The 24,581-nt window shown below is 68.3% G+C and carries 21 protein-coding genes; 14 read left to right on the top strand and 7 right to left on the bottom strand.

What is annotated here, in order from left to right; genetic code table 11:
* Positions 1-288 precede the first annotated feature (288 nt).
* Positions 289-900: an AMIN-like domain-containing (lipo)protein gene (locus tag EV646_RS07500; RefSeq protein ID WP_241995515.1), complete on the top strand. Its 612-nt coding sequence runs from the start codon at positions 289-291 to the stop codon at positions 898-900.
* Positions 901-1,029: 129 nt separating this feature from the next.
* Here the strand turns inward: EV646_RS07500 and EV646_RS07495 are convergent, their stop codons facing one another.
* Both EV646_RS07495 and EV646_RS07490 read right to left on the bottom strand, forming a co-directional pair.
* Complete coding sequence (locus tag EV646_RS07495; protein ID WP_132145383.1) at positions 1,030-1,992, bottom strand: GNAT family N-acetyltransferase; 963 nt, start codon at positions 1,990-1,992, stop codon at positions 1,030-1,032.
* Positions 1,993-2,518: 526 nt separating this feature from the next.
* On the bottom strand, positions 2,519-5,278 hold the full coding sequence (locus tag EV646_RS07490) for an ATP-binding protein (RefSeq protein WP_132145381.1): 2,760 nt from the start codon (positions 5,276-5,278) through the stop codon (positions 2,519-2,521).
* Between the two features lie 145 nt (positions 5,279-5,423).
* Here EV646_RS07490 and EV646_RS07485 point away from each other — a divergent pair, with 145 nt between their 5' ends.
* From EV646_RS07485 to EV646_RS07445, 9 genes are all read left to right on the top strand, one after another.
* A complete protein-coding gene (locus tag EV646_RS07485; RefSeq protein ID WP_132145379.1) occupies positions 5,424-6,620 on the top strand; it encodes a hypothetical protein in 1,197 nt (398 codons plus the stop codon).
* Positions 6,617-7,816 carry a hypothetical protein gene (locus EV646_RS07480; RefSeq protein ID WP_132145377.1) on the top strand — a complete coding sequence of 400 codons (1,200 nt, stop codon included), beginning with the start codon at positions 6,617-6,619 and terminating at the stop codon, positions 7,814-7,816. The genes EV646_RS07485 and EV646_RS07480 overlap by 4 nt, the downstream gene beginning before the upstream one ends.
* Positions 7,813-8,982 carry a hypothetical protein gene (locus EV646_RS07475; protein WP_132145375.1) on the top strand — a complete coding sequence of 390 codons (1,170 nt, stop codon included), beginning with the start codon at positions 7,813-7,815 and terminating at the stop codon, positions 8,980-8,982. The genes EV646_RS07480 and EV646_RS07475 overlap by 4 nt, the downstream gene beginning before the upstream one ends.
* Positions 8,979-10,184 (top strand): hypothetical protein, encoded by a 1,206-nt coding sequence (locus EV646_RS07470; RefSeq protein ID WP_132145373.1) that lies wholly within the window; start codon positions 8,979-8,981, stop codon positions 10,182-10,184. Before EV646_RS07475 ends, EV646_RS07470 begins: the two co-directional genes overlap by 4 nt.
* Before the next feature lie 12 nt (positions 10,185-10,196).
* The gene (locus EV646_RS07465; protein ID WP_158290914.1) at positions 10,197-11,831 is read left to right on the top strand and encodes an ATP-binding SpoIIE family protein phosphatase; all 1,635 of its coding nucleotides are present in this window, start codon (positions 10,197-10,199) and stop codon (positions 11,829-11,831) included.
* Positions 11,818-12,183 carry an STAS domain-containing protein gene (locus tag EV646_RS07460; protein ID WP_132145369.1) on the top strand — a complete coding sequence of 122 codons (366 nt, stop codon included), beginning with the start codon at positions 11,818-11,820 and terminating at the stop codon, positions 12,181-12,183. Before EV646_RS07465 ends, EV646_RS07460 begins: the two co-directional genes overlap by 14 nt.
* A complete protein-coding gene (locus EV646_RS07455; RefSeq protein ID WP_132145367.1) occupies positions 12,176-12,526 on the top strand; it encodes an STAS domain-containing protein in 351 nt (116 codons plus the stop codon). Before EV646_RS07460 ends, EV646_RS07455 begins: the two co-directional genes overlap by 8 nt.
* A gap of 13 nt (positions 12,527-12,539) precedes the next feature.
* A complete protein-coding gene (locus EV646_RS07450; RefSeq protein WP_132145365.1) occupies positions 12,540-13,334 on the top strand; it encodes a hypothetical protein in 795 nt (264 codons plus the stop codon).
* Between the two features lie 299 nt (positions 13,335-13,633).
* Positions 13,634-14,149, top strand: coding sequence for a hypothetical protein (locus EV646_RS07445; protein ID WP_132145363.1), 516 nt, complete (start codon positions 13,634-13,636; stop codon positions 14,147-14,149).
* Positions 14,150-14,186: 37 nt separating this feature from the next.
* Here the strand turns inward: EV646_RS07445 and EV646_RS07440 are convergent, their stop codons facing one another.
* Together EV646_RS07440 and EV646_RS07435 are read right to left on the bottom strand one after the other, a co-directional pair.
* Positions 14,187-14,861, bottom strand: a complete 675-nt coding sequence (locus tag EV646_RS07440) for a response regulator transcription factor (protein WP_132145361.1) — start codon at positions 14,859-14,861, stop codon at positions 14,187-14,189.
* On the bottom strand, positions 14,858-16,027 hold the full coding sequence (locus tag EV646_RS07435; RefSeq protein ID WP_132145359.1) for a sensor histidine kinase: 1,170 nt from the start codon (positions 16,025-16,027) through the stop codon (positions 14,858-14,860). Before EV646_RS07435 ends, EV646_RS07440 begins: the two co-directional genes overlap by 4 nt.
* 151 nt (positions 16,028-16,178) lie before the next feature.
* On the opposite strand from EV646_RS07435, the gene EV646_RS07430 reads away from it, so the two are divergent.
* The 4 genes from EV646_RS07430 (at position 16,179) to EV646_RS07415 (ending at position 20,663) form a co-directional block, all read left to right on the top strand.
* On the top strand, positions 16,179-17,078 hold the full coding sequence (locus tag EV646_RS07430; RefSeq protein ID WP_132145356.1) for an ABC transporter ATP-binding protein: 900 nt from the start codon (positions 16,179-16,181) through the stop codon (positions 17,076-17,078).
* The gene (locus tag EV646_RS07425) at positions 17,075-17,875 is read left to right on the top strand and encodes an ABC transporter permease (protein WP_132145354.1); all 801 of its coding nucleotides are present in this window, start codon (positions 17,075-17,077) and stop codon (positions 17,873-17,875) included. Before EV646_RS07430 ends, EV646_RS07425 begins: the two co-directional genes overlap by 4 nt.
* 77 nt (positions 17,876-17,952) lie before the next feature.
* Positions 17,953-20,250 carry a CehA/McbA family metallohydrolase gene (locus tag EV646_RS07420; RefSeq protein WP_132145352.1) on the top strand — a complete coding sequence of 766 codons (2,298 nt, stop codon included), beginning with the start codon at positions 17,953-17,955 and terminating at the stop codon, positions 20,248-20,250.
* Positions 20,250-20,663 (top strand): hypothetical protein, encoded by a 414-nt coding sequence (locus tag EV646_RS07415; RefSeq protein WP_132145350.1) that lies wholly within the window; start codon positions 20,250-20,252, stop codon positions 20,661-20,663. The genes EV646_RS07420 and EV646_RS07415 overlap by 1 nt, the downstream gene beginning before the upstream one ends.
* A gap of 105 nt (positions 20,664-20,768) precedes the next feature.
* On the opposite strand, the gene EV646_RS07410 is transcribed toward EV646_RS07415, so the two are convergent.
* The 3 genes from EV646_RS07410 to EV646_RS07400 all read right to left on the bottom strand — a co-directional run bounded on the left by EV646_RS07410 (position 20,769) and on the right by EV646_RS07400 (position 24,574).
* Positions 20,769-21,005, bottom strand: coding sequence for a hypothetical protein (locus EV646_RS07410; protein ID WP_199236857.1), 237 nt, complete (start codon positions 21,003-21,005; stop codon positions 20,769-20,771).
* 2 nt (positions 21,006-21,007) lie between these two features.
* Positions 21,008-21,685: a hypothetical protein gene (locus tag EV646_RS07405; RefSeq protein ID WP_132145348.1), complete on the bottom strand. Its 678-nt coding sequence runs from the start codon at positions 21,683-21,685 to the stop codon at positions 21,008-21,010.
* A gap of 135 nt (positions 21,686-21,820) precedes the next feature.
* A complete protein-coding gene (locus EV646_RS07400) occupies positions 21,821-24,574 on the bottom strand; it encodes a winged helix-turn-helix domain-containing protein (protein WP_132145346.1) in 2,754 nt (917 codons plus the stop codon).
* Positions 24,575-24,581 lie beyond the last annotated feature (7 nt).

The following is a 24,581-nucleotide window of genomic DNA, read 5'->3' as shown; positions in this document are numbered from 1 at the left end:
GCAGAGTGAAACCAGAGAGCATCGTGGATCGCTGAGTTGGATGCGCAGGAGCGGGCCTTGAGGCGGAGTGCTCTCAGTGCGCCGGCAGAGAGGCAGTACTTAGTAAGGTGGAGCTTATCGTACAAAGTACGAATGCGCTACGGCCCGAGACCGATCGATCGCCGATCACAAACCATGCCTGAGACCGATCGCTGCCGGTGCCTGCTCGGGCACCTGAAATCACTGCGGCGTCAGGTCAACTTCCGACCCAATGGGGGCATCTAACAGGTGTCTCAAAGGGGGGACATTGTGAAGTTGATTCACGCCATCCGTAAGCCCAACCACCGACCGATCCGCACCGCATTCGCGATCCTGGCTGTCGCCGCAGTCCCGGTGGGCGCGATCGCTGTGCCGGCGCTGGCCGGCCCGTCCAAGGCGGTAGTCACGGCAGCCGCCACCAGCAAGTGCCCCACCGGCTGGGGATCATTGCCCGAGGCAAGCAATATCCGTGGTGCCGGCCAGCTGACGAACGTCCGGACCGGCCGGCACGCCTGCTTCGATCGCATCGTGTTCGACGTCAAGGGCAAGCCGTCCTGGCTCCGGGTGCAGTACGTGAACAACGTTTCCACGGTGGGACAGGGGGAGCTCGTGCCGCTGCGCGGAGGCGCCAAGCTGGAGATCGTCCTCGCGGTGCCGTCGTACGACGACGACTTCCACAGCACCTACAACCCGGCAAACCACAACGAGCTGACCAACGTACGCGGCTACCGGACCTTCCGGCAGGTCGCGGATGCCGGCAGTTTCGAAGGTGAGACCACGATCGGGCTCGGCGTCCGTGCCCGTCTTCCGTTCCGCGTCTTCACCCTCACCGGTCAAGACTCCACCAGCCGCATCGTGGTGGACGTCGCCCACCGCTGGTAAGGCTCACGTCTGGATCTGCCGGTTCCCGCGGCAGGTCCAGACCCATGCTCCGCGACCCCGCGAATGTCGTCGCTCACCGCGGGTAGGAGCGCTGGGCCTGTCGCAGCCCCTGCGGCAGGCCCAGCTCTCTCAGATGACGGGGAGGACGCGGCGCCAGCCGTCGGAGATGAGGGTGGGGTTCATTCCGACCGCCTGGTAGAGGCGGAGGGCCTGGGTCGGGTTGTTGGTGTCGACGTTGAGGTTGGTGCCGGCGAGGCCGGCAGCCGCGTCGCGGGCGAAGGCGTCGCGTAGCAGGAACGTCGCGAGACCACGCCCGCGGAACTCCTCGAATACGCCGAGCATGCCGATGTGGCCGCACTTCTCAGTCTCGACGTACTCCTCGCTGCACAGGCGTATCGCGACCGCCCGCCCGTCGATCTCGAGCAGGGTGATCAGAGACCAGTCGAAGGTGGAGGTGCCGTCGAGGGCCTCGATCCACTCGTCGTGCGGCCGGGCGACGAAGCCGACCTGGCCACGGAGGCACTCGATGATGATCTGGTGAGCAGTCCAGCGGGTGGCGTCGTCGAAGGCGCCGCGCCGGACCACGACGCCGGCCGGCGCCTCCGGGGTGGCGATCGGGCCGGTGTGATCGATCCGCATCCGCTGGTACGTCGTACTCGCGGTGAAATCGTGATCGGACAACAGCGTGCGCAGTGACTCGTCGGCTCGGTACACCTCGGTGTCGACGGTGATCTCGGCGTGGCCGCGTTCGCGTCCCATCTCGCGGGCACGATGCATCGTCTGCTCGAACAGCCAGTCGGCGACCGCCGCCTGTTGCGACCACACCTGGATTCCGACGACTTCACGGTCGCCCCTGCCGAAGGTCGTCCCGTAGCCGACCGGCAGACCGTCCCCGGCGAGGACCAGGAAGCCGTCGGTCCCGCGGTCGAAGCCGGGCTCGACGATGCGGTCGGCGACCTCGTCCACCGTGCCGTCCGCGACTCCGATCAACGCTGTGTTGTAAGCCGCGAGCATGTCGAACAATGCTTCGGCATCTGCTGGCTCAGGTGGGCGGGCGGTGCAGTCGTGCGGTAGTACAGCGGTGGTATTCACACCTCACAGTGGTCGCACTCCGTCAGATGGTCCAGGCCTGGACCCCACCCGCTTCATCGCCGGGATCGGTCGCGCGGCCTGCGCGAGAGGCCAGTGACGGTGACCAGCCCGCTTGGGGGCGGCCCAGCTGGAGGGGTGCCGGGCATGCATGGCTGGCCACCTGTGGGCCACCTATCCACTCGCGACTAGCGGCACATAACGGGCGGAGTCGGTGTCATACGGCGGCTGCGAGCTTGGTGTGCTTCCTGCGCCCCGCCACTCCCTCCATGGGCGGGGCGCAGCAAGATGATGAGCTCCGCGGTCGGCACTCAGGCCGCAGGCGTCGAACAACGAGGGCGGCGGAGCTTGCAAGGCAGGCCAGTAGATGGGCAGTCCCGTCGTGTGGCTGAGCTCCCTGCGAGGAGCCCGCCGAACGGCGGCTCCCACTGTTGTCGTCGACGGACAAGCCTGAGATCAGCACCGCAAACGCCCTAAGTCGCTCACCATCCTCCGGAGGGCCGCCATTGTCAACCGCGCGCTCGACCGTTTACCAGCGGACGAGTTTCCATAGCTCTGGACGGGGTTCGTCGGCGGGGTCGATGTTCGTGCCGTGCGGAGCGCCCACCTCGGCGAAGATCGCCACCGCTGACTTCAGGTGTCGCATCGTCTCGTCGTGGTGGCCGAGGGCGTGGTGCAGGTCGGCGAGGTTGTTGTGCAACGCGGCCTCGCGGTGGCGGTCGCCCTCCTCGGTACAAAGCGCGAGCGCGGTGTTGGCGAGTTCGAGCGCGGGTTCCAGTTCTCCGTGGGCACGATGGGCGAGGGCGAGGTTGTTCAGCGCCGCGACGCGGCCGGGCAGGTCGCCGATCTGCTCAGCGAGGTCGCGGCCGGTCCTGAGATGCTGGAAGGCGTCGTCGATGCGGCCGTCGGCGGTCGCGAGCATGCCGAGCATGTTGTGTGCCTGGCCGAGGGCTCGTCGGTCACCTGAATCGGTGGCGAACGCGAGTGCCTGGCGGGCGAGTTCCGTCGCACCGGCCACGTCACCGGCGTTGTGGCGGGTGAGGCTCATGTCGGCTGTGATGCGAGCCTGCTCGGCAGGTTGTCCGGGCGGCAGGTTTTCCAATGCAGCGCGGAAATGTGCCTCCGCGAGTGCCCATTCCCCGCGCCTGTGACGCAGGCGCCCCAGGCGGTGTTCGATCCCGGGCAGGTCGGCGGCGGGTGCGTCGGCGGCTGCCAGTTCGTAGCTGCGCACGGCGGCGGTGTAGTTTCCGGCGAGCGTCTCGAGGTCTCCGATCGAGGCGTGCAGCGTGGACGGACTGTCGTGCCCGAGCGCCAGCGCTGCGTGAAGGTGTTCGAGGGCCTCAGCGTTGGCGTAGACCTTGCGGGCTTGGCCGGCGGCGGCAGCGTAGGCCTGGGCGGCCTCCTGGTCATGGCCGGCGAGTTGGAGGTGATGGGCAACGACTGCTGCCGGGCCGTGAACGGCGCGGGCCGCCCGGGCGTGCAGCAGTCGGCGCCGGGCAAGGCTGGTGTCGTCGGACACGAGTCTTCGCAGTTGGTCGTGGACGAAGTCGTAGTCGAGGGCTCCTTCGCGGATCAGCCCGCGGCGTACCAGTTCCTCCAGCGAGGCGACGGTCTCCTCGTCAGTACGCCCGCTGACCGCACGGACCGTGTCGACGTCGAACGATCTCCCGAGGACCGCCGCGGCGGCCAGTACCTGCATGCCGGTGTCGCTGACCCTGTCGAGGCGTGCGCGCAGGAGGTCGTTGACGCCGGTCGGCACCGGCCAGCTCTCGTCGGCACCGGTTGTGAGGGCGTTGAGGTATTCGACGACCAGCAGCGGCACGCCCTCGGTCTCGTCGTACAACCTGCGCAACAGTTCGCGGTCCATCGAGGGGCGCGCGGCGGCCAGCAGCTCACCTATCGCGTCCACGTCCAGCCGTCCGAGCCGGCGGACGGCGCCACCACCTCGCGCAACCTCCGCGACGACGCTGCTGACCGGGTGGTCGGCGGGGGTTCGCCAGGTGAGCGTGATGAGCAGCGGCCGGCCCGCGAGTCGGCGAAGGCCGTACCTGAGCAGAACCAAGGACGCCTCGTCGAGCCAGTGCGCGTTGTCGATGTGGATCACGCCGGGGACGGGTCCGGACACCGCCGCGGCGAGGGTGTCCCATACGGCGGCGAGGAACCTGGCTTCGGCTCCCGGGCCCTCGGCCTGGGGCTCAGGCCGGGCGTCGGCAATTTCTGGCAGGAGCCGGGACACCTCGGCGATCGTCTGGTCCGGTACGTCGTCGACCCAGCGGGCGTCCTCGCGCAACCGGGCCCGCAGCGCGTCGACCAGTGGCGCGTACGCCAGCGCTGCCTCGTCCTCGTACGCCCGGCCGGTCAGTACGGCGGCGCCGTTCTTGCGGAGGTCGACGAGCAGCTCCTCGACCAGACGAGTCTTGCCGATGCCGGCCTCGCCCTCGACCACGACCAGCCGGCCGTCATGATCGATCGCGTCGTAGACCGCGCGGACGGCACGGATGTCGTCGTGCCGCCCGACGAACGGTGTCTGGGTCTCCTGCGCCGGAGTCTCCGCGGTCTCCGCAGTTGGCGGCGACACGAAGAGCTTGCCTGTGTTGACGGCCTCGTAGAGCTCGGTGGTCTCGGGGAGCGGCGAAACCCCCAGCTCGCGGGAGAGAGTGCGGACGCACTGGCGGTATTGGACCAGCGCCGCGGCCCGATCCCCGGTGAGCGCGTGCAGCCGGATGAGCGCGCGATGCGCCGGCTCGTGCAAGGGGTCGAGCGCCAGCCAGCGGCGTACGTGCACAAGGGCGGCCGAATAATCGCCGGCCTCCTCCAAGGCGGCAGCCAGTTGTGCAAGAGCGCCCGTCAGTTCGCGGCGCAAAGTGTCGGCCTGGTTACGCGCCCAATCCTCGAAGCCGGGGGAGTCCCGCAGACCGAAACCCTCCAGGAAGTCGCCGCGGAACAGGCCGATGGCCGTGTGCAGGTCGCCCTCGGTCACCAGGTCCCGGAAGCGGTCGACATCGACGGACAGGCCCTGGCCCTTGATCAGGCGGACGTGATCGCGGGTGGTCTCCAGAGACTCGGCCCCGATCGCGGTGCGCAGCGTGGACAGGGTCCGCCGCAGCGCACCGCGGGCGTGCTCGATGTCGTTGTCCGGCCACAGCAGATCAGCCAGGGCGTCCCGCGGGCGCGGCCGGTCGGCCAGGGCCAGATGGGCGAGCAGCGCCACCGCCTTGCGGGTGTCGAACCCGACAAGCATTCCGGCCCGCTCGACCCGAGGCGGACCCAACAGACTGACCTCGATCACCACACCCCCGCCCCGTGCGCCGGCGGCGCGGCGGACCGCGCACCGAAACCGTAACGATTCTTGCACGGTCGACTGCGAACGTGTCGTTCATCGGGGAATCAGAGGTTCCATGCCTGCAGGGGGAGGGGGCGCAGTGGTGGTCCGAATGGGTGCTGCCCGTCTGGCCTGGTCGGTGTGGGGACTGTGCGTCGTGCTCACCGCAGTCGCGCTCGTACTCTTCGTGATCAACGGACATGCCCGGCCGGCGGGTTCGTACGGCTCGCTGGATGCCGTGGTCGACGTGGCCATCCTCGGCTTTCCCACCGTCGGTGCGGTGATCACCGCACGGCAACCAGACAACGCGATCGGCTGGCTGTTCCTCGCCACCGGTCTCGGGAACACCCTCGCGCAGGCATTGCTCGAATACGGCGCCTACGCGCTGCTCCACGCGCCGGGCACTCTGCCCGGCGGCGCCTGGGCTGCTCTGATCGCCGATGCGGTGATCTGGCCGGCCGTCGCGGCGACGTCGCTCCTGGTGTTCGTCCTCTTCCCGACCGGGCACGTGCCGTCGCGGAGATGGCGATGGCTCGTGTGGGCGGTGGCGCTCGACGTGGCGGCGTACGTCGTCGGGACGGTACTCGCGCCGGGTGAGCTGCACTATTTCCCGGTCTCGAACCCGTTCCCGGTATCGAGCTCCGTCATGTCGGGAGTCGGTGACGTTGCCGCACCCGCCCTCAGTGTCGGGCTCATCCTCGGGTTGGTGGCTCTCGCGGTTCGCTTCCGGCGGTCGCGAGGAGTGGAACGGCTGCAGATCTCCTGGATGTTCTACCTCGGGGCCCTGCTGATCGGGTCCATTCCCGTCACGACGGCGCTGTCATTCACCGACCTTCACGTCGGCGGCATCCCGGTGTCCGAGCTGGCCTTCGCGGTTTTGCTTCTGGCCATCCCGTGGGCCGTCGGTGTCGCGATCCTGCGGTATCGCCTGTACGACATCGACGTCGTCATCAACCGGACACTGGTGTACGGCGCTCTGTCCGTGACACTGGGTGCGGCGTACGTCGGCAGTGTCTTGTTGCTTCAGTTGGTTCTGAGCCCGGTGACGCAGGGATCCGGCCTCGCGGTGGCGGTGTCGACACTTTTGGTGGCAGGCCTGTTCCGCCCGGTGCGGTCGCGGATCCAGGCGATGGTCGACCGGCGGTTCTTCCGGCGCCGGTACGACGCGGCCCGGACTCTGGAGGCGTTCGGTGCACGGTTGCGAGAGCAGCTGGATCTGGATGCCCTCGGCACCGATCTCCAGGCCGTGGTGCGCGACACCATGCAGCCGGCCCACGTGACGCTGTGGCTGCGAAAGGCCGACCGATGAGCGGCCGTGTCGCCAAGTGGCTCGCCTGGAGCCTCTTCGGGTTCTTCGTGATCCTGGCCTTGGCAACGCCTGTGCTGGTGGCGGTTCGGCACGGGAATGCGTCCGACGCGCTGGTCGCGATCGGGATCGGCTTCGCGCTCGTCGGTGCGTTGGTCGCGTCACGGCAACCCGCCAATGCCGCCGGATGGCTCCTGCTCGTCGCCGCCGTTGCCCTCGGGCTCGACACCTTCATGACCGTGTACGCCAGTCGGGCGTCGTCCCCCGGCGCGGCGTGGGCGGGGTGGCTCACCAGTTGGTTGTTGTTCGTGTGGCTCTATCTCCCAGCCCTGTTCCTCACCTTGGTCTTCCCCGCCGGCAGGTTGCTGTCGCGACGGTGGCGGACTGTCGTCGGGCTCGGCATCGGTGCTGTCGCGGCCAACGTGGTCGGGACCGCTTTCGCGCCCGGCGTTCTCGAGATCCCCGCAGACCGCCCGATCCACAACCCGCTCGGCGTCGGAGGACCCGTTGGCGGCGCGCTCTCCTGGCTGTCCGGCGCCGGCGAACTCCTCGCGGCCGGCACACTCGTACTCGGTGGCGTCTCCTTGGTCCTGCGACTGCGGCGATCACGCGGTCGCGAGCGTCGGCAGGTCACGTGGTTCGCCTACGTCTGCATGCTGGCGCTCGTTCCATTCGTCGTTCTCGCGGTGGTTAGCCTGGTCGCGGGTGACGATCTCCCACCGTGGCTGAACGTGGCTGCCCTGATCGCCTGGTGGTCGCTCGTCGCGCTGGTCCTGGTCGGCCTGCCGTTGGCCATCGGCGTCGCGATCCTGCGTCATCACCTGTACGACATCGACGTCGTCATCAACCGGACCCTCGTGTACGGCGCGCTGACCCTGACGCTGGGTGCGTCGTACCTCGGGAGCGTGCTGCTCCTCCAACTCGTGCTGAACCCGATGACCCAGGGGTCGGACCTCGCGGTCGCGATGTCGACGCTCGCGGTGGCGGCGTTGTTCCGCCCGGCGCGACGACGGATCCAGCTCTTGGTGGATCGGCGGTTCTTCCGCCGCCGGTACGACGCCGCCCGTACCCTGCAGGCGTTCGGCGCCCTTCTGCGAGACCAGCTGGATGTCGATGCGCTAGGCAACGACCTGCAATCCGTGGTACGCGACACCATGCAGCCCACCCAGGTGACGCTGTGGTTGCGGGGTTCGCGATGAAGCGGTGGGTACCGATCAGTCTGCTCTGGCTGCTCGCGGTCAGCGTCCCGGCGGTTGACTTGGTGGACGAGGTCACCAGCAGCGACGGGATCCCGACGTCCGCCGGCTGGTTGGTGTTCGTCCTGGCCTTCGTCTCGGTCGGCGCGCTGATCGTGTCGCAGCGCCCCAGCCATCCGATCGGCTGGATTCTGCTGTTGCCCGGAGTGAGTTCGGTGCTGGTGGGATCCGCCGGCTACGCGGCCGACGAGCTCACCCGGCGGGGCATGGACCAGCCCGCCCTGGTGATCGGTTGGTTCTCGACCTGGGCCTGGCTACCGGTGTGGCTGGCGCCAACCTTCGGTCTGCTGCTCTTTCCGACCGGCCGATTGCCGTCCAGGCGCTGGCGTCCGGTCGCATGGCTCGCCATTGGTGGCTTCCTGGCCCTGTTCGTCACCACCGCGTTCGCACCGGGACCGATGGAGGACGTCGCGGCGGACAACCCGTTCGGGGTCCACGTCGGCATCGACCTGTGGACTCCGCTGAGGGCGGCGGGAATAGTCGCCCTGCTGATCGCAGTGGCAGCCTCCATCCTGTCGTTGGTGATCCGCTACCGCACCTCGCAGACGGTGGAGCGCCAGCAGATCCAGTGGCTCATGTACGCCGGGATGCTCGTCGCCGTCGCCCTCTGCGCAGTGGCCGTATTGGAGACGGTGGGCGGACCGGCGACCGCGCCTTACGGAGAACTGATCCCCTCCTTTGCACTTGCCACCGTGCCGGTCGCGACCGGGATCGCGATCCTGCGGTACCGGCTGTTCGACATCGACGTCGTGGTCAATCGGACGCTCGTCTACGGCGGTCTGACGGTGTCCTTGGGTGCGGCGTACGTCGGCAGCGTCCTGCTGCTGCAGCTGGTGCTGCGCCCGCTGACCTCGGACTCCGGCCTGGCCGTGGCAGTGTCGACGCTCGCGGTCGCGGCGTTGTTCCGGCCGGTCCGGTCGCGAATCCAGGCCGTGGTGGACCGGCGGTTCTTCCGGCGCAAGTACGACGCCACCCGAACGTTGGCGGCCTTCGGCGCCCGGCTGCGAGACCAACTGGATGTCGATGCGCTGGGCAACGACCTGCAATCCGTGGTACGCGACACCATGCAGCCGGCCCACGTGTCGTTGTGGCTGCGGAGGCCGCGATGAGCGCCCGTACGGCAGCGCTCCTGGCCTGGACGCTCGGCGGCGTGGCCGTGGCGTTCACCGCGATCGCGATCGGTCTGACTGCCGCCGCCGGGACCATCGGGTTGGGGTGGGGAGACCTGATTGTTGTGATGGTGCTGGTGTTCTGCACCGTCGGGATCCTGATCGCGCGACGGCACCCGCACAATCCGATCGGCTGGATCTTCCTCGCCTCCGCGGTGGTGAACGGGCTCGGGGCCGTGGCCAGCAGCTATGCCGAGTACGGGCAGGTCGAGGCAGGTTCCGCCGGTTCCCTGGCCGAAGCAGCCGCTGGGTATGCGACGGTCTCGTGGATTCCGGTCGTCCTGGTGCCGGCGGCCTACCTGCCCCTGCTGTTCCCTGACGGCCGCCTACCTTCCCATCGCTGGCGTCTGGTGGCGTGGTGCGCTGCGCTCGGAATCACCGGATCCTTCGTGACGGCGGGTACGAAGCCGGGTGCGCTCGAGGACTTCCCCGGGCTCACGAACCCGTTCGCGATCGACAGCGTCGTCCGGACGGTAGGTGAGGGTGTATCTGCGCTGGTGGTGCTCGGCGTACTCATCGCCTCGCCGCTGGCGCTGATTCTGCGGTTCCGCAGAGCGGGCTATGTGCAACGCCAGCAGATCAAATGGCTGGTCTGGGCGGGCGCGTTGGCCGCCGCGACGATCGCCATCGGCACAGCCGGCTACGAGCTCCTCACGCCCGCCGTGGCCAACGCCGCGATCATGCTCAGCATTCTCGGTCTGCCCGTCGCGACCGGCATCGGCATCCTGCGCCATCGCCTCTACGACGTCGACGTGGTGATCAACCGCACGATCGTGTACGGCGCCCTGACCGTCACGCTGGCCACCGGATATCTGGGCAGCGTGCTCATCCTCCAACTGCTGTTGCGTCCGGTGACACACGGCTCGGGCCCGGCCGTCGCGGTGTCGACTCTCGCGGTCGCGGCCCTGTTCCGCCCCGTGCGCTCGCGGATCCAGGCCGTCGTCGACCGACGCTTCTTCCGCCGCAGGTACGACGCCGCCCGCACGCTGGCTGCGTTCGGCGTGCGGCTGCGCCATGAACTCGACTTGCAGGCGTTGGCCACCGATCTGCGCAACGTCGTACACGACACCATGCAGCCGACCCATGTGTCGCTGTGGCTGCGAACCGACGACCGTAACGATTCCCGGACGACAGGTCAGTAGAAAGGGCTTGTGATGGTCGCATTGAGCAGCACCTTCCGCCGCCTCCGCAGGCGAACCGCCGCCGGAGCAGGCCACCGGGTGCCCGAGCAGCGCTCGCATCCGGTGCCGGACGACGAGGCGACTCCGGTCGACATCGCACCCAACGATCCGCTCCTGGCCTACCTGCAAAGCGCCAGCGGCGCGGTAGACGTGGAGGCGCTAGAGCTTGACTCGCCCGCCTTGGCAGAGCTCAAGGCCGCGGGCGTCAAGCTCGCTGTGCCGCTGGTGAGCCAGGGCGAGCTGATCGGCGTACTGCACCTAGGGCCGCGCCGGTCTGAGCAGGAGTACTCCAGCGACGACCGCAAGCTGCTCGACAACCTCGCCGCGCAGGCCGCGCCGGCCCTGCGGGTCGGCCAGTTGGTCCGCCAGCAACAGGCTGAGGCCCGCACCCGCCAGCGCTTCGAGCAGGAGCTCGAGGTCGCCCGGCTGATCCAGCAGAACTTCCTGCCCAAGACGCTTCCCGAATTGTCCGGCTGGCAGGTCGCGGCCTGCTACCAACCGGCCCGCGAGGTGGGCGGCGACTTCTACGACGTCATCCCACTGGCCGGCGGCCAAGTCGGCTTCGTCATCGGCGATGTCACCGACAAGGGCGTACCGGCCGCGCTGGTGATGGCCGCCACCCGGAGCGTGCTGCGTGCTTCCGCCCAACGACTGATCGACCCGGGCGCCGTACTCGAGCGGGTCAACGAACACCTCTGCCCGGACATGCCGGCGAAGATGTTCGTCACCTGCCTGTATGGCGTTCTCGACCCGGCCACCGGTCACTTCCGGTTCGCCAACGCCGGCCACGACCTGCCGTACGTCAAGACTGCCGAGGGCTCGGTCGAGTTGCGCGCCCGCGGCATGCCGCTGGGTCTGATGACCGGGATGAAGTACGAGGAACGCGAGACCCTTCTCGCGCCCGGCGAGTCGCTGCTGCTGCATTCCGACGGCATCGTCGAGGCACACGATCCACAGGGACAGATGTTCGGCTTCCCGCGCCTGAAGGAGTTGGTGGCGCGCTACCCGGGCGGCGGCGAGCTGATCGACCTGGTACTCGCGGATCTGCACGCCCACACCGGACCTGACGCCGAGCAGGAGGACGACATCACCATGGTCGTGCTGCAACGGGAGCCCGCTCAGAGCGACAGCCCCAACGGCAAGGTCATCGGGAAGCTGCTCGTCGAGTTCGAGGTGCCGAGTGTCGAGGGCAACGAGCGGATGGCTCTCGAACGAGTCGCCGCCACGGTCGTCCCGCTCGGCCTCGCGCCGGCCCGGCTCCGCCGGCTCGAGACCGCGGTCGCCGAGGCCACGATGAACGCGATGGAGCACGGCAACTCGTACCGCGCCGACCGTCCGGTCACGGTCCGCGTGTACGCCGAACCCGGCCGGATCCGCGTCGAGGTCGCCGACCTCGGTGGCGCCCGCCTGGCGCCCGGCCAGGCCGAGGTGCCCGACCTGGAGGCGAAGCTCGCAGGACTGCAGCGGCCTCGTGGCTGGGGACTGTTCCTGATCAAGAACATGGTCGACGAGGCGCGCGAGACCGGCGACGGCGAACGCCACACCGTCGAGCTCGTCATGCACCTCGAACCGGAGTCGAAGGAAGGAGGCGACGATGACGACACGTGAAGCGGTCGCCCACGTACGCCGGCGCGACGGCGTAGCGGTCATCGAACTGGTCGGTGATCTCAACGCCGCGGCCGAGTCAGCACTGGACGAGGCCTGGACCGCCGCGACGAACACGCGCCCCGATGCCGTGGTGCTCAGCTTCGAGAACAGCGGCTACATCAATTCGACCGGCATCGCGCTCGTGGTCGGCCTGCTCGCCAGTGCGCGGGCACACCGCATCCCGATCCGGGCGTACGGCCTCACCGACCACTACCGCAAGATCTTCGAGATCACCCGGCTGGCCGACTTCATGGCGATCGAGAACGACGAGGACAGCGCCGTACAAGGCATAGGAGGGGACAAAGATGGCTGAGGCAACAGCGACCTTCGACGTACGCCGGAAGGGGACGGCCGGCGTCGTCGACATCCAGGGCGACGTCACGGCAGGGTCGGAGGAGGTGCTCATGAACGCCTACGAGAGCACCGGCGACATCACGGCGGTGATCCTCAACTTCACCGGACTGTCGTACATGAACAGCGGTGGCATCGGGCTGCTGGTCACCCTGCTGGTGCGCGCCAGGCGACGTTCGCAACGGCTGCTGGCGTACGGCCTGTCCGAGCACTACCGCCAGATCTTCGAGCTCACCCGCCTCGACGAGGCGATCGGTATCCACGACACCGAACAGGATGCGCTGGCCGCGACCGGCGCGGCATAGAGGAGCGCACGCCATGACCAACGGCAGCAACGACGACACGCCCGCCGGCAGCAACGACGACATGCCCGCCGCGGCCACCCGCGACGCGGCCAACTGGGCGAAGAAGGTCTCGCGGCTGAAGGTCTCCCAGGTGCCCGAGGGCGCCGTGAACCTCAACGTGGACGGTCGCCAGCTCACCAGCCCGATCCAGGGGTTCGGCAAGATGTGGCAGAAGACCTACGTGGTGCGGCTACCGTCCGATCGTGTCGCGCCGGCCGATCTCATCGCCACCTGGCGCAAGGACTTCGGCGACTTCTGGCCGCCGGGCAACCACTTCTACGCACCGCTCACCGGCATCGAACCTGGCGACGTCGCTCTCCTCAACATGCGGATGCCCGGCGGCACCAAGCTGTCGACCGGTGTGATGGTGCTGTACGCCGACGAGGAGTCGTTCACGTTGATGACCCCACAGGGTCACATGTTCGCCGGCTGGATCACGTTCAGCGCATCGCGGCAGGACGACGCGACCGTCGTACAGACGCAGGTCCTGATGCGCGCCTCGGACCCGATCTTCGAACTGGCCCTGATGATGGGCGGCCATCGCCAGGAGGACCGATTCTGGAGCCAGACCCTCGGCAACGTCGCAGCACACTTCGGTCATCCGGGAGCAGCTGTCGACACCAAGGTCGTCTGCGTGGACAGGAGACGCCAATGGTCGAGGTGGCGCAACGTGTGGCACTCTTCGGCGATCCGCTCCGCGATCTACATGCTGGAGGCCCCCGTCCGCGGCGTCCGGGGCCTCACCCACCACCAACGACCCGCTCACTGACGCAGCGAAGGCGAGGTACACCTCACTGCCCCGACCGGGCTGGCGAAATGCGTGACGCCCCGACCTTGCGATGTGGGCATCGAGGGCGCAGGGTCGAGGGCGGGGCGGATTCACAAGGGGGCGGGCAATCGCTTGTTCAGATTCCCCCTGGCTAGGGGGCCGAGATGTCAGCATTCACACCCGCTTCAATCCGCCGGAGGGCTGCGATCCTTGCCACTTCGCTCTTGGTACTCGCGTCCTCAGCCTGCAGCGGCGACTCGCCGACGACTCCGCCCCCGACCACCACCGTCGGTGCACGGATGTATGCGAGCAAGGCCTTCTCGATAGCGCTGACGGTCACGCTGCCGGAAGACCTCAAGATCGCGGCGAATCCGGACAACGCCACGCTGCTGAGCTGGGACTCGAATCTCGCCGAGAACAACAAGGTCCGATTCGTGCTGCCCGTCAACCTGTACAAGCCGAAGCAACTCAGGCCGGTAGCCCCGCCCCAGGACTACCTGGCCTACCTTCGGGGACTGACCGCGTACGGGGCGACGTATGCGGACGAGGTGGCGACAACCGTTGACGGCCACCCCGCGACCGTGTTGACCGGCAGCGCCGCAGACCCCCTCGACGGTGCCTTGGGGTGTGCGGAGCTCAACACCCCGGCAGAGGAGTGCTTCGGACTCCAGCCCGATCTCTCGCTGCGCATCGCGGTGATCGACGTCGGCGGGAAGACGCTGCTCGCCTGGGCACGGGCGGAGAAAGGCGCCGGTGACGTCGCGGCGTTCTTCACCGAGTTCGAGACGATGCTCAACGGATTGAAATTCACCTGAGGCCTAGCGAGGAGCCGCGGCGAAGGCACCGTACAGCTCAGAGCAGGCCTGCGTCGTGGACGCGGTTCGCGATCTGCACGCGGTTGGTGGCTTCCAGCTTCATCATGATGCGCGAGACGTGCGCCTTGACGGTGGCCATGCTCAGGTAGAGCTCGTCGGCGATCTGCGCGTTGATCTTGCCTTCGCCGACCGCGATGGCCACTTCGCGTTCGCGGTCGGTCAAGGTCCCGGTCAGCGACTGCGCGTGGAGGACCCGCTGGGGTTCCGGCTCGTCGTCACCCAGTTGGGCGATCAGTTGGGCGGTCACGCTGGGGGAGAGCATGTGGTCGCCGGCGGCAACTTTGTGCACCGCCTCGACGATCTGCGCGGGCGGGGTGTGTTTGAGGAGGAACCCGCTGGCTCCACCGCGGAGCGCCCGCAGCACATAGTCGTCGGCGTCGAACGTCGTCAGCACGATCACTTTGGGCGGTGCTGGTTGACCCATGAGCCGTGCGAGGGCCTCGAGGCCGTCCAGGCGTGGCATCCGGATATCCATCAGTACGACGTCGGGCCCGACCCGCGCGACCAGATCGAGCCCGGCCTGGCCGTCGTCTGCTTCACCGGCCAGCTCGATCGCGGCGTCGTCCCGCAGGATCATCGCGAGTGCGGCGCGCACCAACGCGTCGTCGTCGATGATCACGACCCGGATCGACGTACCGGCAGCGTCGTTCATGCCGGCCACGGCAGCCAGGCGCGGACCACGAAGTCTCCGTCGGACCTCATGTGCTCGAGGCGGCCACCGATCAGCTCAGCGCGCTCGGTCAGTCCGAGCAGCCCGAGACCCGAGCCGGGCGTCGCGCTCACCCCGGCGGAGCCGAGCCGCAGCGGGTTCCGTACCTCGAGCATCAGCTGCCCGCCCGGCCGACCGCTGAGCGTGACGTCGACAGCGGTGTCCGGTGCGTGTTTGCGAGCATTCGTCAGGCTCTCCTGGATCATCCGGTAGGCGCCGCGTCCGACCGCGTCGGGCGGCTCCGCCAGATTGTCGACCTGGTTGTGCAACCGGACTTTCGTACCTGATCCCACGGCTTCCAGGACCAGCGCCGGAAGGTCGGCCAGCGTCGGTTGCGGACGCTCTGGTGGTGCGTCGGTTTCGAGTGTGCGCAGTACGCCGAGGATCTGGTGCAGGTCCTGCAGAGCGAGGTGGGCGCTCTGCCGGGTGATCGCGGCGGCTTTGGCTACCTCGGCGTCGCTGAGACTCCGGCAGTACTCCAGTGCACCCGCATGCAATGCCACCAGCGACAGGCGATGTGCCAGTGCGTCGTGCATTTCACGGGCGATCCGGGCCCGCTCCGTGGCCTGCGCCTGTCCGACCCGCAGGCTCTGCTCGCGTTCGGCGCGGTCCGCTCGTTCCCGCAGCGTGGCCAGCAGGTCGCGGCGGGCGCCGATGTACATGCCGGGGGCGATCACGGCGCTCACGAAGACGACCGTGAACAAGAGCGAGAAGAGCAACGAGTCCTCGGCACCGGGGTGGGTCTCGAAGAAGACGACAGAGGCGACGAAGCCCACCACCGCGACCGGCACGATCTCGCGCCACCGCCGTCGAGTGGCCAGGGACACGGTGGTGACGACCACGGCCCCCGATGCGGCCGTGGAAAAGGATCCGAGGACGTTGACGATCAGGGCCACGATCAGTGGATGACGGCGTCTCCAGCGCATCAGAACCACGCCGACGGCTCCGAGCAGGAGATCGATGGCCCAGAGTGCGTGGATCTCCCCGGCGTAGGTGTTGTAGTAGCTCGTCACCCAGAAACCAGCGCCGGAGACGATGGCGAAGAGGTAGCGCCACGTCGACTGCCAGTGGCTCAGCGGAGGTGGTGGCGCGGGTTGGATGGCGTCCACCTAGCCCACGGTACGGGAGGCAGTTGCTTCAGGGCAGGGGCCGCGGGCCGGCGGTCCCCCTACCGTGGGCTATGCAGGTCTATCCCGGGGTTTCGGGACCTAGCACTGCGGCCGATGTGCCGGGACTGCGAACGGGGCCAGGCTCGACCTCATGATCACAGTCGAAGAACTCAGTAAGCGCTACGGCGCACACCAATCCGTCGACCGGGTGTCCTTCCAGGCGCAGCCCGGATCCGTCACCGGCTTCCTCGGCCCCAACGGGGCAGGCAAGTCGACCACGATGCGCATGATGACCGGCCTGACGCCGCCGTCAGCGGGTCGCAGCACCATCCTCGGCGTCCCGTACGCCGAACTCCCGAACCCGGGCCGGCACGTCGGGGTCCTGCTCGACGCCTCCGCGCAGCATAACGGCCGGACCGGGCGCGAGATCCTTCGCCTCGGCGCCACCGTCATGGGCCTTCGCCGCCAACGGGTGGACGAGATGCTCCAGATCGTCGGCCTGTCCGGCGACGAGGGCGACCGCCGGGTCGGCAACTACTCCCTGGGCATGCGGCAGCGGCTCGGCATCGCGCACGCCCTCCTCGGCGACCCGCAGGTGCTGATCCTGGACGAACCCGCCAACGGACTGGACCCGGCCGGCATTCACTGGATGCGCGGGCTGCTCAAGAGCTTCGCCGATCGCGGTGGGACTGTCCTGCTGTCCTCGCATCTCCTGCACGAGATCGAGGTCATCGCCGACCACTTGGTCGTCATCGGCCGCGGTGTGATCGTTGCCGACGGCAGCAAGGCAGAACTGCTGAACGCTGCGGGCACACTGGTCCGCGCCCTGGACCCGGACGCCTTGGCCCGCTGCCTCGACGTCTCCGGCTACACCTATCAGACCAGCCCGGACGGCGCGTACGTCGTAGACGCCACCCGCGAGCAGATCGCCACGGCCACCGCGCAGCACGGCGTCGTCGTCACCGAGTTGCGCGGCGCTGACGGCGCCGGACTCGAGGACATGTTCCTGCAGCTCACCGCCGAAGACGCACGAGAGAAGGTCACCGCATGAGTACCGCGACCCACCAAGCACCGATCCAGGTCTCACCGGATCCGAGCGTGACACCTGTCCCCTTCAGTCGTCTGCTGCGAGTCGAGCTGCGCAAGCTCGTCGACACCCGGGCCGGCTTCTGGCTGCTCACCGCCATCGGCCTCATCACGGTTGCCGTCATCGTGGTGTTCCTGTTCGTCGCCGATCCGGACCAGTTGACCTTCGTGAACTTCGTCGGCGCCACCGCGACCCCACAGAGCATCCTGCTCCCGGTGCTCGGCATCCTCGCGGTCACCGCCGAATGGAGCCAGCGCACCGGCCTGGTCACCTTCACGCTCGAACCGAGCCGGATCCGCATCGCCGTCGCCAAGCTGGTCGCCGTCACCCTGGTCGGCCTGCTCGCCGTCGTCGTGGCACTCGGCGTCGCAGCCCTCAGCAACCTGGCCGGGATGGCGTTCATGGACGGCGCCGGCAGCTGGAACGTCGGAGCCGCCAACGTCCGCGACTTCTTCGCCGTGCAACTGATCGGCATCGTGCAGGGCTTCGCCTTCGGCATGCTGCTGATGAACACCGCCGCCGCCATCGTGCTGTACTACGTGATCCCGATCGCGTGGACTGTGCTCTTCTCGATGGTCGGCTCGCTCGAGAGCGCCGCCCCCTGGCTCGACGTCAACACTGCCATGGCACCCGCCTTCGAGCAGCAGACGTTCCAGGGCGGCGACTGGGCGCACCTCGCGGTCAGCGGGACGATCTGGGTTCTCTTGCCACTCGCCCTCGGTCTCCTGCGGCTGCTCCACCGCGAAGTCAAATCCGCCTGACCCCCACCGACGAAAACCGGGAGCCAGGCGTAGCTGGGGGAACTAGGCTCGAAGATGGTCCACGACGAGGAGGTCCTGTGTTCCAGCCACTACTGGCATCCGCGACTCGAGCCGTTGAAAAGCTCCGTGACATCGGTGAACCCCTACCTGACGACCTGACCAGCCAGCTGGCAAAGCTGGCGGACGACACCCAGACCGACGCCGTCAGGTCCGCCAAAGTCGAAGAACTCCTGCGCCCCTACGTCCTTGCCGACGTCCAGATCGACGAGCAGGGCCTGACTGCGACTACGCCGGGTGCCGCGCCGCCCCGACTGGTTCAGCACGGGTGGCGAAGCTTTCTGGTCCGGGTCGCGAACCCGCATCGGCTGCTCGGCGAGCTGTCCGCGCCGTCGAACCATGTGCTCGGGCTGGTCGACCACCACAGCCACGCATCGCGGATTACGCTGCATGACACGTTGACCGTCGTACCGCGGATCGAGAGCAGTTGGCTGCAGGTGAAGCTCGCCGGTCCCACCGACGTGTCCGGCCTGGATATCGAGTACAAGGTCATCAGCCTGTACAGCCGTGATGGCGGCACCCGCAGCGGCGAGCTGTCGTTCCTCCTCGCGGTGGAGGAGGCGACGGAGAGCCTGACCCGGTCCTCGGGCGCGAAGGCCTGGCAGCGGACGAACTTCGAGAGCCGTCAGTACGGCGCTCGATTCGACTTCGATTGTCTGCCCGCCCGCGACATCCGGTTCGACGTCCGGGAGCCCGACGGCAGCAGTACCGTGGCGGCGCTGACCGTCCTGGATTCCCAGCGTCGGGCGTACCCGTCGAAGGCGATGCGGCTGGCGCCGGACATGTTCTTCCACGAACACGTCTACCGGGCGACCGGCGAGGTGATCACGCTGCCGGCCGGTCAGTACGAGATCTCCGCCCGCCGCGGACCGGAGTATCGCGAGGTCCGTGTCGAGGTCGACCTGTCGGCCGACGTCGAGGCGGTGACGATCGAGCTCGATCGCTGGGCCGATCCGGCCGCTCGTGGCTACTACTCGGGTGACCCGCACATCCACGCCGGCGGCTGCTCGCACTACAGCGTGCCGTCCGAGGGTGTCACTCCGGAGACGATGATCCGGCACGTTCGCGGCGAAGGGCTCTGGATGGGCAGCGTGCTCACCTGGGGGCCGTGCTACTACCACCAGAAGCAGTTCTTCAGCGGCTCGTCGATCAGCCCGCGCGCCGAGCTGGAGTACCCCGCCATGCAGCGGGCCCAAGGCATGACGTGGGATCCGCAGGACACCGACCGCGACAGCCAGAGCCTGCTCCGGTACGACCTCGAGGTGTCAGGTTTCCCGTCCAGCCATTCCGGTCACGTCATCCTGCTCGGGCTCACCGACCAGGACTACCCCGGCACCCAGCTGATCGAGGACTGGCCGTCGTGGAACCTGCCGGTCATGCGCTGGGGCCATGCGCAGAACGCGCTGGTCGGGTACGCGCACTGCGGTCTCGGCCTGTCGGTCGGCACGGAGGAGCTGCCGAACTACGTCATCCCGGGGTTCCAGTCGATCGGCTCCAACGAGATCATCGTCGATGTGCCGCTCGGCGCCGCCGACTTCCAGTGCGGTGCCGAGTTCGCTCCCGCCGCCGAGCTCAACATCTGGTACCACCTGCTGAACGTCGGCTACCGCACCCTGATGCTCGGCGAGACCGACTATCCCTGCATCTACGACGACGGTCCGGGCGTCGGGCGCACGTACGTTCGGCTGCCTGAGCCGCCGCAGGGCGAGCAGGCGTTGGAGGCGTGGCTCGACGGGCTGAAGGAGGGTGCGTCGTACTTCGGCGACGGCCGCAGCCACGTGTACGACTTCGCCGTCGACGGCGACACCGGCCGGGAGCTCGCGGTCGACGCGCCGGGACCGGTCCGGGTGACTGCGACGATCGCGGCCTGGTTGCCCGAACAGCCACCTGCGCCACCAGGGCCGGGCCGCCCGGTGTACAACGCACCTGTCGGCTGGCATCTCGAGCGCTCGCGGATCGGCCGGTCCCGCAATGTGCTCGTCGAGGTCCTGGTGAACGGCGTACCGGCCGGATCTCAGGAATTGCTTGCGGACGGCAACGAGCAGGCCATCGAGTTCGACCTGGACCTGGAGCGTTCGTCCTGGATCGCGCTGCGAATCCTGCGCAGTGTCCACACCCAGCCGATCTTCGTCGAGATCGGCGGGCAGCCGATCCGGGCGTCGCGTCGCAGCGCACAGTGGCTGCACGACTCGGTCGACGCGCTGTGGCAGGCGAAGTCCGGCTTCATCCGCGAGACCGAGCGATCGGCGGCGCGGGAAGCGTACGACGCCGCGCAAGCCAGCTACCGGGTCCGGCGCGACGAATGTGAGGTGGACTGATGGTTCACGGCGAACCGGCCGGCTGTTGCGGCCCCGTCGACACCACGGCACCGATCTCGGTCACGATCAATCCGGAGGCACGGGTGAACGTCGCCCGGACCGGGAGCCGGGTGGAGAGCCTGACCACCGGTGACTGGCACACGATCGAGTTCCCGATCGTCAACACCGGTTACGTGACGGGTCCGCTGGTCATCGAGGGCGCCCAGGTGCCGGGGGTCGAGTTGGATCTCCCGGTGCACGAGCTGACCGGCGAGCCGCGTCAGGAGGGTGGCTTCAGGGTGCGCTTCGCCGTACCGACGATCGTGGACGTCGCGCTGACGTTCCGCGCCCTCGGCGCACTCGGAGGGCTGGCCATCCACAGTTCCCTGCACCTGATCCTCCGGTCGCACGCCGCTCCGCTCCCGATTGCGTGAGGCGCCCTGCCGGCTGGGGTTCTACATCCGCTCAAGCCGTGAACCGCACGCCTGGTTGTCAGCGTCTGAACCCGGTTGCCAGTGAGGGCGTGGTGACTGTGGGATCTATGGATGTTGCTGGGCAGCGGCGTCGATGGGCGTGACCGAGATGAGGGTGACGCCGAGGTCGCGGACCTTGGCGAGCAGGCCGTGCAGCTCCGACTGGTCCGTCACGACGCCGCGAAGGGTGGTGGTGCCGTCACCCTCGAGTGAGACGGCGAGGCCGCCGAACCAGGTCGACCAGTGTTGGTCGAGGTGTCCCTCGATACGGAGTTCGTAACCCATGGGGGCATCGGTCGGCATGGTCAGGAGCCTGCCGTCGCGACTCGGGGGGTGCGAACCACGGCGGGCTGTGTCGTGCGGGCCGTGCGCCACAACGAGTATCCGAGTGCGATCATGGCGATGCCGGTCGGAAAGGCCAGCAGCCGATAGAAGGCATCCGGCATCACGGTCAGCGCGGCGGAGATGACGCCACCGACAGCGAGAAGCACGGTCGCCCAGCGGGTCAGAACGCGTGCCCGGTAGAGCGCGATGCCGAAGATGAGGCCGCCGGCCAGGTAGCCGATGCCCTGGACCTGATCGGCGATCTGCAGCGCCCCGATGTCACCGATGGCCTTGCCGCCAGTGGCAACGGAGGCAACGTCGTTCACATAGCCGGGGTTGGTCTCAGCGATGGCAGGCAGGACGAACGCGGCGACGAAGGTGGTGCTCATGATGGTGAGGTAGCCGACGCCGAGCACCAGATAGCCGACGAGTCCGAGCAATCCGTTCCGGCGGACCTGGCTCAGGTACATGCCGGTGATGCCGGCCAGCGTCAGCGCGGCCATCAGCACCTTCAGGGAGTTCCGCAGTACCACCTCGGTCGTTCCGATCGAGGTGGCGTCCAGGTGTGGGTGGTTGATCTGGACACCGATGAAGATCAGTCCAGCGAGGACCGCGGCGGCGCCGGCGGCCCGGGTGAGGGTGGTCGGTGTGATGGTCATGTCCGGCTCCTTGTCCCGGTGGATCCGTGGCGAATGCCGCGGTATGTCCGGAACGTATGGCGCGATGTGGTGGGCCGGCGTCACAACATGTGGTGACTGACGATGTGACCGTCCCGGTGACAGCCGGTTGGAGCGCTACAGCAGGCCGAGCTCATGGCCGCGGCGGACGGCAGCGGCGCGGGTGTTGACGTCGAGCTTGGTGAAGATGCGCTTGGTGTGGGTGCGCAGCGTGTTCACGGAGACGAAGAGCTGGCGGGCGATCTCGGGACCGGTGAGCTCGCTGGCGAGGAGTCGCAGTACGTCGAGCTCCCGGTCGCTGAGTGGGTCGGCCAGGGAACCGCGGCCAGCCAGAGGGACGGCGGCCGGGGCGCTGGGGGCGGCCTCCAGGAGCCGGCGAGCGTGTTGGCGCAGTACGTCGTACTCGCCGCCTTCCGGGCCCAAAGCGCCGTGCAGCAGGGCAAGCATCGGAGCGCCTTCGTCGAGGAACAAGCGCACGTAGCCGTCCGGTTCCGGTGCCTGGACCAGTGCTCGGTTCAGCTCGGCGAGAGCCCCCGATCGGTGACCGCGCGCCTGAAGAGTGAGGGCTCGCAGCATGCCGATCTCCAGCAGACTCCCGGCGCGCGATCGGTCAGCGTCGGCGTGGAGGCGGTCCAGCAGCCCCAGCACATCGCCCAGTGCTGCCGGATCGGCGGCGGCGCCTGCCCCGGAGTCGCGGTCGTGGCCGGCGAGCAGGAGCCGCACGAGGGTGAGGTGGTCGTACTCGCGCAGGAACGACGCCTCATCGGCCGCAGTGACACCGTGCTCGTCCGCCCACTCCTCGGCCGCGGCAAGGTCTCCTTCTGCGATGTGCACGCGAGCTTTCATGGCGGCAAGAGGGCGGAGGTCGGGGTAGGAGCCGGGCCGGTACAGGGACTCGGCCTGGTCGAGCAGCTGCCGGGCGGAGGCGTGGTCGCCCGTTGCGGCGCGCACATGTGCCATGGCGACGTACCAGCGGTGCCGGTTCTCGGTGATCGAGCCGCGCTCGCCGAGCACCCTTGCGGTCTCGAGGTGTTCCTCTGCACTGACGAGGTCGTCCAGCTCTCGGTCAAGCTCGGCCAGTCCTACGTGCAGGTCGGCGGTGGCCCGCGGGTACGGCTCGCCTGCCCCGGTCGCCGTCTCGAGGGCCCGCTCGTACAGGCGGCGTGCCCGGTGGGGGCGCCCCGCGCTGATCCACATGTCGCCGAGCACTACCGTGCTGTCCAGCTCGTCGACCAGGTTCCCCGCCGCATGCAGACTGCGAACCGCCTCGGAGAACGTAGACAAGGCTTCCTGGACGTCGCCAGCCGCCCACCCAGCCAGGCCGAGGAACCCGCCCGCGGCCCCCCGCACAAAGTGGTCGTCAGCGCCGGCGAGCTCCAGCGCTCGCCGGGCGTGGCGCACGATGGCCGGGAGGTCGCCTCGCCCTTGCGCCAGCGCGGCCCGGTAGATCCACAAGGTCGCCGGTGCGGTGCGCAGGTCTTCGGTGTCAGCCCACGTCGCAGCGAGCGCCTGGTCGTGAGCGCCGGCAGCCAGGACCGACTCGACGTCATCGAGCCGGCGCTCCATCCCGTCCAGGTCGCCGGCCATCATCAGCGACCATCCGGCCATGATGCTGAGGACGGGACTCCGCTTCACCACGGACTCTGGCAGCGATCGCATCCAGCCCAGCATCACACTGTCTTGCCGGGTACGGCGCATCTCGGGCAACGCCTCTTCCATCAGATAGGCCGCGCGGTCGTAGTCACCTGCGGCGAGTGAGTGTCGTACGGCGTCCGCGGCGAGCTGGTGCGATGCGAACCAATCGCTTGCCGCCTGATGCAGCGTCGGGACCTGCTCTGGGTTCTCCGCCATCAGACGAGCGCGAAGGACATCGCCGAAGAGGTGGTGGTACCGGTACCAGGAACGCTCAGCGTCCAGCGGGACCATGAACACATTGCGGCGGTCCAGGTCCGCCAGGACCTGACCGCCGTCCGTCCCGCCGGTGACCGCGTCGCACAATGAACCGGTCAACCGGTCGAGGATCGCGGTGCGAAGCAGGAAGTCCCGCACGTCCGCACCCTGGCGGGCAAGGACCTCGTCAACCAGGTAGTCGATGACGAAGCGGTTGCTGCCGGTGAAGGCTCCGATGAATTCGGCAACGTCCCCGCGATCGGAAGCATCGCGCAGCGAGAGCGCAGCCAACTGGAGACCGGCGATCCAGCCCTCGGTCCGTTCCTCCAGCGCCCGTACGTCGCCCTCGGTGAGGCGCAGGGCCATCATCTCGTTGAGGAACTCCCGCGCCTCGGCCGGTTCGAAGCGCAGGTCCGCGGCCCGTACCTCCGTCAATTGCCCGCGACTACGCAGCCGTGACAGCGGGAGCGGTGGATCCGAACGCGTCGCCACCAGTAGGTGCAGCTGATCCGGCCCGTGGTCGAGCAGGAAGGTCATGGCCTCGTGCACCTCAGGCGCCTCGATCACGTGGTAGTCATCGAGCACGAGCAGCCATTGGCTGTCGGGCCGTTGTCGCCCCGCCCGCACGAGCTCGTTGACGACCATTGCCAGTACGACGGACGTGGACCCGGCAGCCAAGGCGTCCAGCGCCGCCGGATCCATGTCGAGACCGACGCCGGACAACGCTGCCCGGAAGTGTGCCAAGAAACGCGGCAGCGCGTTGTCGCCTTCGTCGAGAGACAGCCATCCAACCCGCTCCTGGCTCGTAGCCCAGTCGCTGAGGAGCGTAGTCTTGCCGAAGCCGGCCGGTGCGGAAACAAGGGTGAGCCGATGACCGCGGTTCAGGGTGCTGTCCAACCGGTCGGCAAGCCGTGGGCGCGCAACCAGTTCGGACCGCCTGGTCGGCGGGAACAGCTTGGTGGCGAGCACCGGAGTCGACACCTACCGA

Origin of the sequence: Kribbella antiqua, from assembly GCF_004345665.1 — a bacterium.
Lineage (GTDB): Bacteria > Actinomycetota > Actinomycetes > Propionibacteriales > Kribbellaceae > Kribbella > Kribbella antiqua.
The sequence above is the reverse complement of the archived record's forward strand: the minus strand, read 5'-3'. Positions and strand labels throughout refer to the sequence as shown.

What these genes read in the sequence shown, in the direction of transcription:
- EV646_RS07485 (WP_132145379.1), top strand. Translation starts at nt 5,424, where the DNA reads ATGGGTGCTGCCCGTCTGGCCTGGTCGGTGTGGGGACTGTGCGTCGTG.
- EV646_RS07480 (WP_132145377.1), top strand. Translation starts at nt 6,617, where the DNA reads ATGAGCGGCCGTGTCGCCAAGTGGCTCGCCTGGAGCCTCTTCGGGTTC.
- EV646_RS07475 (WP_132145375.1), top strand. Translation starts at nt 7,813, where the DNA reads ATGAAGCGGTGGGTACCGATCAGTCTGCTCTGGCTGCTCGCGGTCAGC.
- EV646_RS07470 (WP_132145373.1), top strand. Translation starts at nt 8,979, where the DNA reads ATGAGCGCCCGTACGGCAGCGCTCCTGGCCTGGACGCTCGGCGGCGTG.
- EV646_RS07465 (WP_158290914.1), top strand. Translation starts at nt 10,197, where the DNA reads ATGGTCGCATTGAGCAGCACCTTCCGCCGCCTCCGCAGGCGAACCGCC.
- EV646_RS07460 (WP_132145369.1), top strand. Translation starts at nt 11,818, where the DNA reads ATGACGACACGTGAAGCGGTCGCCCACGTACGCCGGCGCGACGGCGTA.
- EV646_RS07455 (WP_132145367.1), top strand. Translation starts at nt 12,176, where the DNA reads ATGGCTGAGGCAACAGCGACCTTCGACGTACGCCGGAAGGGGACGGCC.
- EV646_RS07450 (WP_132145365.1), top strand. Translation starts at nt 12,540, where the DNA reads ATGACCAACGGCAGCAACGACGACACGCCCGCCGGCAGCAACGACGAC.
- EV646_RS07445 (WP_132145363.1), top strand. Translation starts at nt 13,634, where the DNA reads ATGTATGCGAGCAAGGCCTTCTCGATAGCGCTGACGGTCACGCTGCCG.
- EV646_RS07440 (WP_132145361.1), bottom strand. Translation starts at nt 14,861, where the DNA reads ATGAACGACGCTGCCGGTACGTCGATCCGGGTCGTGATCATCGACGAC.
- EV646_RS07430 (WP_132145356.1), top strand. Translation starts at nt 16,179, where the DNA reads ATGATCACAGTCGAAGAACTCAGTAAGCGCTACGGCGCACACCAATCC.
- EV646_RS07425 (WP_132145354.1), top strand. Translation starts at nt 17,075, where the DNA reads ATGAGTACCGCGACCCACCAAGCACCGATCCAGGTCTCACCGGATCCG.
- EV646_RS07415 (WP_132145350.1), top strand. Translation starts at nt 20,250, where the DNA reads ATGGTTCACGGCGAACCGGCCGGCTGTTGCGGCCCCGTCGACACCACG.
- EV646_RS07410 (WP_199236857.1), bottom strand. Translation starts at nt 21,005, where the DNA reads ATGCCGACCGATGCCCCCATGGGTTACGAACTCCGTATCGAGGGACAC.
- EV646_RS07405 (WP_132145348.1), bottom strand. Translation starts at nt 21,685, where the DNA reads ATGACCATCACACCGACCACCCTCACCCGGGCCGCCGGCGCCGCCGCG.